Below are 15565 nucleotides of genomic sequence, written 5' to 3' on the forward strand. Positions count from 1 at the left end.
ATAGAGTTCTATTAATTTATTGTATTTTTCAATACATTCAATCATCAATCAATGCGATTATTTTCCCCTTCAGAATTTATGATTAAAGCACTCGCTGCTTTTAAGAGATTTCCGGTGACACTCATCTGGGTTATATTATTTACACTACTGCTAGTAGTACTTGCCGAAAGAGATATAGATGACATTTTTGAAACCTACAACAACATCTCACTAACAGCGGTATTAGGTGTGAGCTGGCTTATAGGAACTCAGTTTTACATTGAGCAGTTTAAAAGGAAAGGACTCTGGTGGATTAAAGTTATTATCATATTACTCCTTGTTGCATTCTATTTTACATTACCTGACTATGACTTTCAAAATAATGAGACCCCATATATAAGGTGTTTTGTACTACTTATAGTAGGTCATCTAGCGTTACTCTTTGCTCCTTTTATTACTGTATGGCACCCTAAAGCCTACTGGAATTATCTGGCAGATATGCTTATGGCTATTGCCAGGAGTGCCTTGTTTTCTGGAGTGTTTTATTTAGGTATTGTACTTGCGTTGCTAGCCATAGAGTACCTTTTTGATGTGAAAATAAATGGTAGGCGCTACTTCCAGTTATTCCTCCTGTGTTTAGGAATCATAAATACGTGGGTATACCTTTCAGATTTTCCTAAAGAGATACAACATAACATACATCTACACTTTCATAAAGCTATTGAAGTCTTCGTAAAGTTTATACTCATACCGCTTGCCGCTCTCTATATCACGATACTGTATGCCTATGCTCTTAAAATTTGTATACAGTGGGAATTACCTAAGGGCTGGGTGAGCTACCTTATTATCGCACTTGCTGGGCTTCTATTTATCATTCAGTTTATTATTCACCCATTAAAAGCAACTCATACCTCTAGGGTTTTTAAAAACTTTCAGCCGCTAGCATACTGGTTATTGCTACCCTTGCTCATCTTGTTTTATGCTGCGATTTATAAAAGAGTATCAGATTACGGCATCACAGAACCGCGATATTTTCTTATTGTAATTGCAATTTTTATAACAGGCGCTACGCTTTACTTGCTCTTCAGTCGCAAGCAGCAACTTCGGTTTTTACCTATGGCTCTTGCGGTTATGGGTTTATTGAGCACTTTTGGGTTTTGGGGAGCCTTCTCTGTGAGTAAACGCAGCCAGATAGATGAATTTGAAAAGATGTATACCGCTTTCGCGAAAGCGGAAAATAAAGAAAACTCAGACCCCGTAGCTTATAGAAGATTTTCATCTATCACAAGGTACCTCGTAGAACACGATGCCGCAGAAGATCTAAAACCCATCATAGGTTACAACCCGGTAGAAAAACATACCGATGTAACTACCTGGAAGTTGTCTAACTATATTTTAAAAGACTTAGGCTACCCTATAAAATCACGTGATCTAGAGAAAAAAAGCATACACTTTAATAACGCCTCTATTACAGCATATGATATACGTGGCTATGACTGGAAGCAGGACTTTCACTTTAACCTCAACGGTCAGTCAGAATATATAGAAGAAGGCTTTTCTATGATGCTTAATGGGAAAGAAATTCTTATCACAACACAAGACAGCACAGCACTCACGATACCCACACAGGCATTTTTAAAGCAACTAGAAGGTGAGGATATAAATAAACCCATTAACGACCGAGATAAACTTACACTCCGTAAAACAAATGATCTTGTGGATGTAAAAATAATATTCAACTCCATAAATTTAAAGGTTGATGGTGGTGGTCAACGTATTATAAATTATGCGAGTGGTAGTATACTTTTAAAAGTAAAAAAATGATACAAAGGCTTCAACTAGAACATATCCTTTTTTTGGATATTGAGACAGTACCTCAACATCCAGATTTTTCTGATCTAGACGATGTAGAAAAGGCACTTTATGCAGATAAAACAAGATACCTACGCAAGGATGAGTTTACACCAGAAGACTATTACGAGCGTGCCGGCATCTGGGCAGAATTTGGAAAAATAGTGTGTATCTCTGTAGGCTATTTTAATACCAGTACAGATGGTAAACGCTTTAGAACCACCTCCTTTTTTGGTGATGATGAGACCAAGCTACTTAATGAGTTTAAAAACCTACTTGAAGATCATTTTAACCGCCGTGAGCACTTACTCTGTGCGCATAATGGTAAAGAGTTTGACTTCCCGTATATCGCGCGACGTATGATTATAAATGGAGTTACGCTACCACAAAAGCTTAATCTTTTTGGCAAAAAACCTTGGGAGATACCTCATATAGACACCCTAGATTTATGGAAGTTTGGAGACTATAAACACTACACCTCTCTCAAGCTTATGACCAAAATTTTGGGAATACCTTCTCCAAAAGATGATATAGACGGCAGCCAGGTGCGCCAGGTGTATTATGAAGAAAATGACATAGACCGCATAGTCGTATATTGTGAGAAAGACACCGTTGCCGTTGCTCAAATTTTACTCAAGCTACGCAACGAGCGCTTACTAGATGAAGATGAAATAATATCGGTTTAAAAAATCCATAGTTATGAAAGTAAAACATATACTCGCTCTTTTTATTTTAGGGTTAATCTGTACTGTTCTGGGTGCATTATTTAAAATTATGCACTGGCCAGGAGCTCCAGAATTATTAACCGCTGGGACCTTCTTACAAGTTATCGCTGGCTTTTTGGGCATCTGGAAACTCTTTACTAACAAAGAGTTTAAGAACTTCTTAAATAAATAGTATTGCTTTATTTACGCTTTCGCGAAAGCGTAATAACAACAAAAAAAAATCCCGACCTCATCTGAAGTCGGGATTTCTTATGTTTATAAATGACGGGCCTTACTTTTTGATAAAGCGTTTAATCATTTTTGAACCTTCAGTCTCTACTTGAATGACATAAACGCCAGCTTCAAGTCTCGACACATCAATTGTGTTTTCAAAATTACCTTTATGAACCGCTTGACCTAGAAGGTTAAATATAGTTACAGAGGTTGCTTCTGCTCCTTGTAAGCTTATATTTAATTCCCCACGAGTAACCGGATTAGGGAAGATTGAGAAGTCTCCTTTTCCAAAGTCTGTAAATGCCGTATCACCTTCTATATCTCCACCAAAGGCTGCACTACTTGATACATTTACAATGTAGTCTTCTACCTCTCCATAGTTAAAGCTTCCACAAGCAGCTGGCACAGCGTTATATCTCATAACCACTCTCATACGAGTAGCTCCTTGAGCTGCTCCAGAAGGTACTGTGATAGTACCACTTACCGGTGTAGCCTGCGTTGCAGAAATGGTAAGAGCCGTTTCTCCTGCGTCTGTAAAGTCACCATCACGATTCCAGTCTACAAAAACAGCATAACCTTCACTGTAAGTGCTTCCTGGCCACTCTGGTGTTATAGTGATTGTAGCACTACCACTTAAGGCTGTTGAGATATTTGTAAAGTCTTGGTATCCGGCAGCATTTCTACCAGAGGCATTATCTATGCTTCCTATCTGTACACGTGCGATATACTCTTCTGTACTGTTATTACCGTTTGCTGCACAGTATCCTGTAGGTGGAGTTGTGGTGTCATCTCCTCCGCCTCCAGCAGTAAGAGCAACATTATCTATTGCAACATCAGACTGCCACGTACTACCTGTAATACGGTTAAAACGTAACTGAACTGTACCTCCCGTATAAGCATCTAAGCTCACGGTAACTGCATTCCACTGGTTGCCTTGGTTTCCTGTCTGGTTCCATAGGCTTGTCCAGGTAGTACCACCGTCTGCACTCGCTTCTAGATCTACTTGACCTCCATTTGTCGAACCATACATATGATAATCAAATGTAAAGTTTGCCTCTGTCTCTGTAGATAAATCAAAACAAGGAGAGTTTAATATCGCTCTCTTGTTTGGGTATCCTGTACCGTTACCAGATGCTTCTACAAACATATAGAAAGATCCTTGTGATCCAGAGGATGGTCCTGTACCACTAGAAGGTGTTCCAGATGCATCACGTGTCCAGTTTATATCATCACTGCTATCTTGAGTCCATTGACCAAGTCCAGCTTCAAAACTTTCACTATATCCTGCTCCAGCGGTTGCTGTACAACCCGATGGAACTGTAGTAGTCTCTGTAGTGGCTGTTGCCGTATTACTCGCTCCAGAAACATTACCTGCCTCGTCTTTTGCTCTTACAGTAAACTGGTAAGTAGTTCCCTCTGCAAGACCAGTAACATTTGCAGTAGTCACTGTAACTTCTCCTAGGTTATTAGACCCTTGGTATACATCATAAGCAACAACACCTATATTATCTGTAGAAGCGTTCCAAGATAATGCAACACTAGAGGTTGTCACATCTGTAACAACAAGACTTGTAGGAGCTGTAGGAGCTTGCGTATCTGCCGGAGCAGTACCTTCTATAGCAAATCCATCTATAGCAATATCACCTTGCCAAGAGGCAGATGTTGTTGCTCTAAATCTTAATTGTGTCGAGGCATCATATGCCGCAAGGCTTACCGTTGCATCTTGCCAAGCTGCTCCTTGATCTCCACTTAGTGACCATAACTCTGTCCACGTTTGTGAGCTATCATCTCTAGCTTCTAGTCTCACTGTACCTACTGAGTTACCTGTCATCTGGTAACTAAAAGTAGCCTCCGCAGCATTTACTCCTGCAAGGTTAAAACAAGGTGAGTTTATTGTAGTAGTCTTACTCCCAAAGTTAGGACTAGATGCTTCTACATAAATATAATATGATCCTTCATTTGCTCCAGAAGGTCCTGTACTGTTAGAAGGTGTTCCTCCTGTACGAACTGTCCAGTCAAAATCATCTGATGTGTCTTGTGACCAAGCTCCTAATGTATTTTCAAAACCTTCAGAATATGGGAAAGAGCTTACAGTAGAGTTACAAGATGCTGGTGGTGGTGGTCCAGAACAACCACTTGTAAATGAAGCAATTTGATCTGTATTAGTATTTGTACCACCATTACTATTTTCTACAGCATCTACACCTACACCTCTTCTTGCAAAAGCGTCCCATATTAAACAGTTGTACTGTCCTCCATAAAGATCTTGATCTGCTTGTAATATTCCGTCACGTCCAGAAACATATCCTGGGTTATTTGCCGTATTCTTAAGACCTTCTATAACAAGAGCCATTGCGATATTGTTACCACCTGTACCATTATACTGATCATTATCATACCCCTCCAGATCTATAAGATCCCAAGTCATATCCCATAGTATCGTTGCAAAACCATACCCAACACCGTGAGGTACTACAAGGCTACTAACATCATTATAAGTTGTACCATTTACAGCAAGATCTGTAGCATATCTCGTAGGTCTAATACCTGCTCCTGTAGTAGGCTGCCCTATAGCATATGTACCTACCCCTCTAGCAGTATCTCTAGTATCTCCTGGGCGTATAGTCATAACTAGACCTAACCAGTCTGACCATCCTTCACCCATTTGCTCACTACCCCCTAAGGCATTTGTGCTTGGACCTCCTACAAGACGTGTAGAAATACCGTGGCCGTACTCGTGGGCAATAATCACGTTGTCAAAATCTCCATCACGAGTAGGATTTGTAAATAAGAACATTTGCATTCTCGGGTTACTTCCATCTGGTGGTGTGGCAAAGTTTGCGTTATTTGTACCACTACCATCTTGGGCATCTGCATTTACAGAATCGCTTCCTATACCACCTTTACCATAGTTATTTTCTTGAAAGTTACCTGCTGCCTCTGTAAACCCATACTGGTACCACACATCGTGCATAATATTATTCCAGTAAAAAAGGTTTGTAGTTGCTGCTGGTAAAAATGTAGATGGGGTATTATTTAAATTAAGTGCAAAGTCAAAGTTAAGAGCACTACCACCATTAGGACTTGTTCCAGAACCATTGTTACCATTTGTATCATCTTGAGCTAGAACGTTATTTCCTCTTGTAGTAGTAAACTCTGCTCCTGCAGAACCGTTTGTATCGTGCCACCCGTATGGTGAAGCATTTGCCACAGCTGGATCTGTTACTATCGCGCGGTTACCGTGACTAGGGCTTTCTATACCTAGCGGATACACATTATAAGAGCCTCCACCTACTACTGCAGCTGCAGAGCTAGCTTTTAGCGGACCGTAAATAGCATCTTCTTTTACATTAGAATTAGTATGATTGTGCTCGCTGTGGTTTGGATCTTCCCAAGAGCAAGACACTACCCAATCTTCGGTTTTTAATATCTCACCTGTAGCGGCATCTACATTTACATTCCACCAGTGTTGAGCATCTAGTTGATAGATTGATACATTCCAAGTAAGGTGTAATTTGTTTCCTACAGATAGGTATCGCTTTTCTACTTTAATAGGCTCTATACTTATACCTGAGTTTGCATACTCAAAAGTGTTACCACTAGATTTTGTTACAGAAAGATTGTGAGGTGCTTGCATCTTATGATGCTGTACCACTTTTTGTATCGCATTTTCTGGAGATAAGCTAGCTGTGCTGCCTGCGCTTTTTTCTGCTATGTCTTTAACAAACTGGTTAATCTCATAAGTTACCTGTCCATTTTTTACAGTAAGCTTATATGTTCCGTTTTGGATTGGAACTCCTTGATACTTTTGCTGTACGTAAACGTGCTGTATCTCGGGGTTAAGTGATGGGACAATATCTGTTATTTCCCATTGTGCAACGTCTGTAGATTTTAGACCTACTTCTTCTGCATTTCCGCTCAAATATTTTTGGACTACGCCATCTACATTTTGAGCAATTGCTGTCAATCCTGCTAGGAGTACCAGTAGGACAAAAGAGTACAATTTTTTCATAAGTTGATTATTTAATTAATGTTGGAGAAGATTGATTAAAAACGGATTATTTATAATTTTTTAATCAAAACTTTGTATTTGGATAGTAAATAACGTGAAATCTTTAAAGAAATCGTAATCTTTTCGATGAACTACACAATTTTTTTTAACAAAAAATTAATATTTAAGCTATGTTCTACCTTAATTAACTTATTGCTCAACAAAAATTAAAGATTTCACATTTGTATAATAATGCTCAAACGCACTCACTATAATCTCATATGCAATCTGGTATTTAAAAAACGTATTTTTGAGTTATGCAATCTCAAGAACTTCTTTCTGTAAAACAGCTTCATCTATCTTTTCGACAGCAAGGAGAGGTCAATGAAGTGATACACGGTATCTCTTTTGATTTATACCGTAATGAGATACTTGCCATTGTAGGAGAATCTGGTTCTGGAAAAAGTGTTTCTTCACTAGCCATTTTAGGTTTACTTCCTAAAAAACATACTCACATAGAGGGGCTTATCTCATTTAATGGGCAATCACTAACCACACTTTCTGAAAAGGATTTTCAAACCATACGAGGGAATGAAATCTCTATGATTTTTCAAGAGCCTATGAGCAGCCTTAATCCTTCTATGCGCTGCGGAGATCAAGTAGCGGAGATTTTAAGAAGGCATACTACGCTTTCGCGAAAGCGTATAAAAGACGAAGTACTAGCTTTATTTGAAAAAGTAAAACTCCCTACAGTATCAAAAATTTATGAGGCTTATCCTCACGAAATTTCTGGAGGCCAAAAACAACGAGTAATGATTGCAATGGCCATTGCTTGTAAGCCTAAAATTCTCATTGCAGATGAGCCTACGACGGCACTAGATGTCACCGTACAAAAGGAAATTATTTTACTTCTTAAACAGCTACAACAAGAAACCGAGATGAGTGTGATTTTTATATCTCACGACTTATCGCTAGTAAGTGATATTGCAGATCGCGTACTTGTAATGTACAAAGGTGATATAGTAGAAACTGCAGAAGCACAACAACTCTTTAAGTCACCTCAACATCAATACACAAAAGCATTACTAAGCGCAAGACCTTCACTTGACGAGCGACTTAAAAAGCTTCCCACAATACAAGATTACCTCGATAATAAAACACTATCTCAAGTAGAAACAGCAGATGAACGATTTGCACATCTTAAAGAGCTTTATGAGCAACCTCCACTTCTAGAAGTTCACAATGTAGAAAAAACTTATTTTTCTAATAGTGGCATCTTTACCAAAGCTGAGGGCTTTAAAGCAGTAGATGATGTTACTTTTAAAATCTACGAAGGAGAAACGCTAGGTCTAGTAGGTGAGTCTGGATGTGGAAAGTCTACGCTAGGGAATGCGATCTTGCAACTGGACCGAGCAACCGCAGGTCATATTTTATATAAAGGAACAGACATTACACGTTTACGTGGCAAAGCGCTACGTAGTTTACGTAAAGAAGTGCAAATCATTTTTCAAGATCCATTTGCTTCTCTAAACCCTAGGCTTACCGTGGGTCAAGCTATTATAGAACCTATGGAAGTGCACAAACTATATGCCTCGACAAAGGAGCGTAAAGAGCGAGTGATGCAACTATTAGAACGTGTAGGCCTTGAGAAAGAACACTATAATAGATACCCACACGAGTTTTCTGGAGGACAGCGCCAGCGCATAGGGATTGCACGTACCATAGCTGTAAATCCAAAACTTATTGTGTGTGATGAGTCTGTAAGCGCGCTAGATATCTCTGTACAAGCGCAAGTACTCAATTTACTTAATGAGCTCAAAAAGGACTTTGGGTTTACTTATATTTTTATTTCTCACGATCTCGCAGTAGTAAAATATATGTCTGACCAACTTGTGGTTATGAATAATGGTAAAATAGAAGAAATAGGAGATGCAGATGCAATTTATAAAAACCCCATAAAGGCCTACACTAAGCGATTAATAGGTGCTATACCTAAAGGCATCTAGTCACTATGATTATATCATAAAGACCTTTCTTGCTAGTTTTATACAGTTTGATGTAAAATAGAAAGTATTTTGAACTCCAGTTGCGAGTTGTCTGGCTGAGTTTGTAATTTTTTTCATTCTTGCGTCAAATAGGGATTAAAACAAAATCCGCAGGGCTCCCCCCGCGGATTTCTAACAAATCATAACTCAAAACACTCTTATACGTTTAAGCTATACTATATAATGAAGTGAAATGTAGATTATCGAATATACTTTACACTTCATCGGAATCAATTACTTGATTTGGGAATGTAAATGTAAGATAATATTATAAATAGACAACAACCAAAACAGTAGAAATAATCATCAAATGTTAATGTTTTGTGTATTTCATCGAATAATTAAGTTTTTAATCGACTTTTTATCGAAATCTTCAAAATTAATGCAGGTGTGTTTTCATAAAAAAACCACTCTAAGAGTGGTTAAATATTTGTGAGATTCTTCCGTTTTTTCGTTTTCCTTTCTTTCGAGTATCTGTAACCTCTTCTACTTCGTAATAACTTCTTCCATAATTAGACCTTTTATCTTCACCTAATCTTTTTACAACTTGGTTTGTCATTCTTATGACAAACTCCTCCTCTTTATTAGGATATGAGATGTCGTTACCCGCACTGTCTATTTTTTTCTTTCGAGACGTAATATTCAGTTTTCTAGCTTTATAATCTTCTGTTTCAAACAGTTCATTATAGCAGTGTATAAGCTCGTGCGCAAGTACAGCCATAGGAGAATTGTACCCCTTATTTTTTGAAAACCATCGCTTACGATGATTTTTTCTAAATATGATACCGTGTGTATCATAAAATCCCACCGTATTTGTAGACGGCCTGTAATAGTTCTTGCGCTCTGAGTACACGATATTAATGCCATTTACCACATCAGCAACGAGCACATCTATAATATCAAGTGTTTTCACAACACCATCATCTTTATATGTAATGGTAAGCGCATTTGTTTTGTAAAGAAAATCAAGTGCTTTATACGTATTTTTTAAAAACCTATCACTTAAACCCTGGTAGTCTCTATCTACCACGTACGTATAAGTGTGAGGTTTATTATTTAGGTCATAGATAATCATTAGTTACAGCTGCATCTCTGGCACATCACCATCTATAATAAGTGTTCCCTCTGTGGCTGCTTGTATTTCTTCTACAGAAACTCCAGGTGCGCGTTCTAATAGTTTAAACCCGTCTGGTGTTACTTCAAGAACAGCTAGATTACTTACTATCTTCTTTACACAACCTACTCCAGTAAGTGGAAGACTGCAACGTTTAAGAAGTTTAGACGCGCCTGCTCTATTAGTATGCATCATTGCAACGATTATATTTTCTGCGCTTGCTACAAGATCCATAGCGCCCCCCATACCCTTTACCATTTTACCAGGTATTTTCCAGTTTGCTATATCTCCATTTTCGGCGACTTCCATTGCTCCTAGTATGGTTAAGTCTACGTGCTTACCACGTATCATACTAAAACTGGTTGCACTGTCAAAAAAACTAGCGCCAGGCAGTGTTGTAATGGTTTGTTTTCCGGCATTTATAATATCTGCATCCTCTTCTCCATCATAAGGGAAAGGTCCCATACCTAATACTCCGTTCTCACTTTGAAACTCTACTTCTATATCATCACGTACATAGTTTGCAACTAGTGTAGGTATACCTATACCTAGGTTTACGTAGTATCCATTTTGCACCTCTTTTGCGATGCGCTGTGCGATTTGATTTTTATCTAATGCCATAATTAATCTCTTGTTCTTACCGTGCGTTGCTCTATTCTCTTCTCGTACGTCTCTCCTTTAAAAATGCGTTGTACAAAAATACCTGGTATATGTATCTGGTTAGGATCTAGCTCACCTACGGGTACAAGTTCTTCAACTTCGGCCACAGTGATGGTTGCTGCTCCACACATATTAGGGTTAAAATTACGTGCCGTTCCTTTAAAAATAAGATTACCCGCTGCATCACCTTTCCAAGCTTTGACAAAAGCAAAGTCTGCCTTAAATGCGTGCTCTAGCACGTACATCTTTCCATCAAACTCTCTTGTCTCTTTACCCTCTGCTACTTCTGTACCATAACCAGCTGGTGTGTATATTGCTGGGAAGCCTGCTTGAGCAGCTCTACAGCGCTCTGCAAGTGTACCTTGAGGTATTAACTCTACATCAAGTTCTCCGCTAAGCATCTGGCGTTCAAACTCGGCGTTTTCTCCCACGTAGCTAGAGATCATTTTTTTAACCTGCTTCTTTTGTAATAACAACCCTAGGCCAAAATCATCTACTCCCGCATTATTTGATATACAGGTGAGATTATCTACATTAAGTTCTACTAGTTTTGCAATAGCGTTTTCTGGAATACCACTCAGGCCAAACCCTCCTAGCATCATCGTCATACTGCTAGTTACACCTTCAAGAGCCGCATCTACTCCGGCAACTTCTTTTGTTATCATATTCTTGGTTTTGAATGATTAAAAATACGGATTTTGTAATTGATTACGCTTTCGCGAAAGCGTACTTATTAAATTTGCATCTACAAAAAAAGAGCCCGATGATATATCGCGCTCTTTTATTCTATTATTAGTATGGAGTTGTTAAAAATCTAGCTCATCTGGAAGCTCATCATTTACGCTTTCACTTTTATAGTTTTCACAATCTATGGTAATCGAAAGATCTTTAGGCTTATCAAACTCACCTTTTGAGACTTTTAAATCTTCATTCTCATAAACTCCCTTCATATACATACCCCATATAGGTAAGGCCATTGTTGCTCCCTGACCGTAATTAATGCCTGGGAAGTGTACCGCACGATCATCTCCTCCTACCCACACACCGGTAACGAGGTTTGGAACAATACCCATAAACCATCCATCACTTTGATTTTGCGTAGTACCTGTTTTACCTGCTATTGCATTTGTAAATCCATAAGGATAACCTGTTACCGCTTTTCTATACACGGGGTCTTTGCCACGCCAGGTATGGCGTAATCTTGATCCAGAACCAGATCGGGTTACTCCCTCCATCATCTGTAAAGTTACATAAGCAGACTCTGCACTTAGTACATCACGTGTTTCTGGCACGTGCTGGTAAAGAATAGTCCCGTTTTTATCTTGTATGGTACTTACTATTTGTGGTTTTACGTAGACTCCCTGATTTGCAAAAGCCCCGTATGCAGAGACCATTTCATAAAGACTTAAATCTGCAGTTCCTAAGGCAATAGATGGTACCGCAGGAATATTACTGGTATCTACCCCTAGCTTGCTTACTAGGTCTATTACTGGCTCTGGGCCTACTTTATCCATTAGTCTAGCAGATACTGTGTTTACAGATTGTGCAAGGGCATCTTTCATAGTAATCATTCCCCCCATCTCGCCTCCAGAGTTTTCTGGACACCAGTCTTTAGTATTACCGTGGCTTCCTGCTGCAATACAATAAATAGTATTAGGCAAGGTATCACAAGGAGAGATTTTGAGTTGGTCTACCGCAGTGGCATATAAAAATGGCTTAAAGGTAGATCCTACTTGTCTCTTTCCTAACTGTACGTGATCGTACTGAAAGTGTGTCATATTATTACCTCCCACCCAGGCACGTACTTCACCGGTTTGTGGGACCATAGACATCATACCGGTACGTAAAAACTTTTTATAATAACGTATAGAGTCACGAGGAGTCATTACTGTATCAATCTCACCTCCCCAAGAGAAGATGGTCATATCTGTCTTTATATCAAAAGACTTTCTTATTACATCTTCAGACTTTCCTTGCGCTTTCATTTTACGCCATCTAGAAGAACTTTTTATAGCGTTGTTAAAAATTCTATCTACATCCTCTTCTTCTATATCTCTAAAAGGAGCCGTTTTATTTTTTTCGTTTTGTCTATCAAACTCTTTTTGCAATCTAGGCATATGCGCTGCAACAGCATCCTCTGCAATTTTTTGCATACGCGAGTCTATGGTAGTGGTAATGGTAAGACCATCTCTATATATATTGTAATAAGTAAGATTACCTTCTAGGTCCTCCCCTTTTGGGTTTTCTTTTATCCAAGAAGCCATAAACTTCTTGAGGTTTTCTCTAAAGTAGGTAGCAATACCATCTGCGTGGCCTTCTGGTGTAAATTTTACTTCCATAGGTAGCGCTTGCAAGGAGTCTTTTTCGGCAGTGGTGATCATACCGTTTTTTTCCATCTGCTTGAATACCTGATTACGTCTTCCTAGAGATTTTTCTCGAGAAATTTTACGATAAGGGTTGTACTGACGAGGATTTTTAAGCATCGCAACAATTACTGCGCTCTCGTGTAGCTCTAGATCTTCTACATCCTTATTAAAGTAAATACGTGCGGCAGAGCTTACCCCTATGGCATTAAACAAGAAGTCTTGTTTATTAAGATACATTGCAATGATTTCTTGCTTTGTATACTGTCTCTCAAGGCGGGTTGCGATAACATACTCCTTGATTTTTTGAGCATAACGCTTCCATCCTCTCGCTGCTTGACCTGTAAATAAAAGCTTTGCAAGTTGTTGTGTGACTGTACTTGCCCCACCCTTTTGACCTAAATAGGCAAAGGCTCTTGTAGTCCCTCTAAAGTCTATACCAGAGTGATCATAATAACGCTCATCTTCTGTAGCAACAAGAGCATCTACTAGGTTTTGTGGTAATTGCTCGTACTTTACAGGAGTTCTATTTTCGTTATAATAAGTCCCTAACTGTTTTCCATCTACAGAGATGATTTTTGTGGCAAGATTGCTCTCAGGGTTTTCTAACTCTTCAAAGGTAGGAAGCTCTCCAAAGGCGTTCCAGCTAGCAAGTAAAAATACGAGTACTACCAGCGCTATACCGCCCACAAAAAGTCTCCAAAACCAAGAAATATATTTACTGTAATCCCCACTACTCTCGGCAGTTTTTTTAGGAGCTTTTTTTGTTGCCATAGTTGTTTATTCTTGTTTTTCTATGCGTAAGCCTACTTCGGTAAGTCCTTCAAGATTTGCATCTCCATCTATATTACCGTTTTTTCTCACTGCGTGTTTTATGGTAAAGGTGTAGGTTCCGCTTTCGCGAAAGCGTACTCCTTCTCTATATATTAATTTACTTTCTTTTATATCTCCAAAACCGTCACCCATCCAGGTGCCATCTGGGTTTGCCATCTCATACTCTAGTGTATCTGTAATGGTTCTCCCACGCGGAAACTGCATTTCTGTTATTAAAAACAGGTTGCTGTATGGGTATTCATTATTGTTGCGCACAGTGATAAATGTGTCATATACCTGCATACTATCTAGCTCTGTAACTTCTAGTACAACGGGCTCGTCTATCTTCCAAGAGTCACCTAGAGAAATATAACTATGGTACTCCTGCTTTGAATCGCAAGAGGCACAAAGTATGATGAGTATACCTAGTAATACGTTACGCATTAGGTTTTGGTTTATGAGGACGCTTTTTATTTCTGTTATTTGGTTTTGTACCACCTTGTTTTTGTCCTTCTTTTTGAGGTTTATGAGTAGTTTTACCCTTCTGGCCGCCTTGTTTTGGTTTTTTAGGACCTTTAGGTTGTGAGCGCTTTGCTTGTGGTTTATTATCACTATTGCTACGCTTTTTCTTGCGATTGTTGCGGCGCTTGTTTGTTGTTTTAGGCTTATCAAAACGGGTGAGACTGTCTTGCCCTACCACGTTGCCAAAATCTACAGTAGTCTCTACAATAAGCTCTGATGCAAATTCTTCTAGACTTGCAACAGGTTCTTTTTTTCTATTTGCAGTGATAATCTCATTTGCGTGATCTGTGGTGAGCTCGTGCCAGTTCATCCACTCACCTTCATAAGCATACCATAGTCTACCCTGAAAGATGTCTATCTTCTGGCATACTGCTGTACCCTTCTTAGTATAAAGTTTTGTTTCTGTTTTTGGAAAACTTTTTAAGGCATCCATATAAGCGTCAAGCTCATAATTGAGACAGCACTTTAATTTACCACATTGCCCTGCAAGTTTTTGAGGGTTAAGTGATAGTTGCTGGTATCTTGCTGCACTGGTTGTTACAGATCTAAAATCTGTTAACCACGTAGAGCAACATAACTCACGACCACAAGATCCTATACCTCCCAGACGAGCTGCCTCCTGGCGTAAACCTATCTGGCGCATCTCTATACGAGTACGGAACTCTTGTGCAAATTCTTTTATGAGCTGTCTAAAGTCTACACGATCTTCTGCTGTGTAGTAAAAAGTAGCTTTTGAGGCATCTCCTTGAAACTCTATGTCTGAGATTTTCATCTGCAGTTGTAGGCGTATTGCGATCTGTCTCGCACGTACCTTCATAGGTTCTTCCTTCTCACGAGCAGTAGTCCAGATATCTATATCACGCTGTGATGCTTTGCGGTAAATTTTAAGAGTGTCTGGTGTGTCTTGTTTTATTTTCTTGCGTTTCATCTGCACGCGCACAAGTTCTCCCGTGAGGGTTACCATCCCTATATCGTGACCAGACTCTGCCTGTGTCGCTACAATATCACCTATACTCAAGGTAATATTATCATCATTTTTATAGTAGTTCTTACGTCCGTTTTTAAACCGTACTTCTACATAATTAAAAGCTTCTTGTCCCTCTGGTAGAGACATATTAGAAAGCCAGTCAAAAACCGTAAGTTTATTACATCCATCTGTCCCGCAGGTTCCGTTGTTTTTACAACCTTTAGGAGATCCGTCTGCACCTGTGCCACAATTGCCACACGCCATATTATTTATATTTAGAAGGTTTATCACTCTATATCAATCACTGTGACTGCAACAGTAG

General features: G+C 39.0%; 11 protein-coding genes. 4 read left to right on the plus strand and 7 right to left on the minus strand.

All coding sequences use genetic code 11. From position 1 onward, the window contains the following. The first annotated feature begins 51 nt into the window (after positions 1 to 51). The 3 genes from MED134_RS08740 to MED134_RS08750 are packed head-to-tail and all read left to right on the plus strand — an operon-like array spanning position 52 to position 2727. Entirely contained in the window at positions 52 to 1803 is a 1752-nt protein-coding gene (locus MED134_RS08740; protein ID WP_084811651.1) for a DUF4153 domain-containing protein, read from the plus strand. Further along, entirely contained in the window at positions 1800 to 2516 is a 717-nt protein-coding gene (locus MED134_RS08745) for a 3'-5' exonuclease (protein WP_035334986.1), read from the plus strand. The genes MED134_RS08740 and MED134_RS08745 overlap by 4 nt, the downstream gene beginning before the upstream one ends. Before the next feature lie 13 nt (positions 2517 to 2529). Further along, positions 2530 to 2727, plus strand: a complete 198-nt coding sequence (locus MED134_RS08750; RefSeq protein WP_035326085.1) for a GldL-related protein — start codon at positions 2530 to 2532, stop codon at positions 2725 to 2727. A 99-nt stretch (positions 2728 to 2826) separates the two neighbouring features. Here MED134_RS08750 and MED134_RS14740 read toward each other — a convergent pair whose 3' ends face one another. Beyond that, positions 2827 to 6780 (minus strand): M36 family metallopeptidase, encoded by a 3954-nt coding sequence (locus MED134_RS14740; protein WP_052084178.1) that lies wholly within the window; start codon positions 6778 to 6780, stop codon positions 2827 to 2829. 296 nt (positions 6781 to 7076) lie between these two features. On the opposite strand from MED134_RS14740, the gene MED134_RS08760 reads away from it, so the two are divergent. Then, entirely contained in the window at positions 7077 to 8765 is a 1689-nt protein-coding gene (locus MED134_RS08760; protein WP_038598018.1) for an ABC transporter ATP-binding protein, read from the plus strand. Positions 8766 to 9216: 451 nt separating this feature from the next. Here the strand turns inward: MED134_RS08760 and MED134_RS08765 are convergent, their stop codons facing one another. The 6 genes from MED134_RS08765 to MED134_RS08790 all read right to left on the minus strand — a co-directional run bounded on the left by MED134_RS08765 (position 9217) and on the right by MED134_RS08790 (position 15507). Continuing rightward, positions 9217 to 9879: a hypothetical protein gene (locus tag MED134_RS08765; protein WP_038598020.1), complete on the minus strand. Its 663-nt coding sequence runs from the start codon at positions 9877 to 9879 to the stop codon at positions 9217 to 9219. 3 nt (positions 9880 to 9882) lie between these two features. Then, complete coding sequence (locus MED134_RS08770; RefSeq protein WP_038598022.1) at positions 9883 to 10539, minus strand: CoA transferase subunit B; 657 nt, start codon at positions 10537 to 10539, stop codon at positions 9883 to 9885. Positions 10540 to 10541: 2 nt separating this feature from the next. After that, positions 10542 to 11243, minus strand: a complete 702-nt coding sequence (locus tag MED134_RS08775; RefSeq protein WP_038598024.1) for a CoA transferase subunit A — start codon at positions 11241 to 11243, stop codon at positions 10542 to 10544. A gap of 141 nt (positions 11244 to 11384) precedes the next feature. After that, complete coding sequence (locus MED134_RS08780; protein WP_038598026.1) at positions 11385 to 13715, minus strand: penicillin-binding protein 1A; 2331 nt, start codon at positions 13713 to 13715, stop codon at positions 11385 to 11387. Positions 13716 to 13721: 6 nt separating this feature from the next. Beyond that, positions 13722 to 14198, minus strand: a complete 477-nt coding sequence (locus tag MED134_RS08785; protein ID WP_038598030.1) for a gliding motility lipoprotein GldH — start codon at positions 14196 to 14198, stop codon at positions 13722 to 13724. Beyond that, on the minus strand, positions 14191 to 15507 hold the full coding sequence (locus MED134_RS08790) for a stage 0 sporulation family protein (RefSeq protein ID WP_038598032.1): 1317 nt from the start codon (positions 15505 to 15507) through the stop codon (positions 14191 to 14193). The genes MED134_RS08785 and MED134_RS08790 overlap by 8 nt, the downstream gene beginning before the upstream one ends. Positions 15508 to 15565 lie beyond the last annotated feature (58 nt).

This window comes from Dokdonia sp. MED134, from assembly GCF_000152925.2.
Taxonomy (GTDB): domain Bacteria; phylum Bacteroidota; class Bacteroidia; order Flavobacteriales; family Flavobacteriaceae; genus Dokdonia.

Excerpts from the sequence above, each read along its gene's own strand:
- MED134_RS08745 (WP_035334986.1), top strand. The coding sequence starts at position 1,800 with ATGATACAAAGGCTTCAACTAGAACATATCCTTTTTTTGGATATTGAG.
- MED134_RS08760 (WP_038598018.1), top strand. The coding sequence starts at position 7,077 with ATGCAATCTCAAGAACTTCTTTCTGTAAAACAGCTTCATCTATCTTTT.
- MED134_RS08775 (WP_038598024.1), bottom strand. The coding sequence starts at position 11,243 with ATGATAACAAAAGAAGTTGCCGGAGTAGATGCGGCTCTTGAAGGTGTA.
- MED134_RS08785 (WP_038598030.1), bottom strand. The coding sequence starts at position 14,198 with ATGCGTAACGTATTACTAGGTATACTCATCATACTTTGTGCCTCTTGC.
- MED134_RS08740 (WP_084811651.1), top strand. The coding sequence starts at position 52 with ATGCGATTATTTTCCCCTTCAGAATTTATGATTAAAGCACTCGCTGCT.
- MED134_RS08790 (WP_038598032.1), bottom strand. The coding sequence starts at position 15,507 with ATGGCGTGTGGCAATTGTGGCACAGGTGCAGACGGATCTCCTAAAGGT.
- MED134_RS08770 (WP_038598022.1), bottom strand. The coding sequence starts at position 10,539 with ATGGCATTAGATAAAAATCAAATCGCACAGCGCATCGCAAAAGAGGTG.
- MED134_RS08750 (WP_035326085.1), top strand. The coding sequence starts at position 2,530 with ATGAAAGTAAAACATATACTCGCTCTTTTTATTTTAGGGTTAATCTGT.
- MED134_RS14740 (WP_052084178.1), bottom strand. The coding sequence starts at position 6,780 with ATGAAAAAATTGTACTCTTTTGTCCTACTGGTACTCCTAGCAGGATTG.
- MED134_RS08780 (WP_038598026.1), bottom strand. The coding sequence starts at position 13,715 with ATGGCAACAAAAAAAGCTCCTAAAAAAACTGCCGAGAGTAGTGGGGAT.
- MED134_RS08765 (WP_038598020.1), bottom strand. The coding sequence starts at position 9,879 with ATGATTATCTATGACCTAAATAATAAACCTCACACTTATACGTACGTG.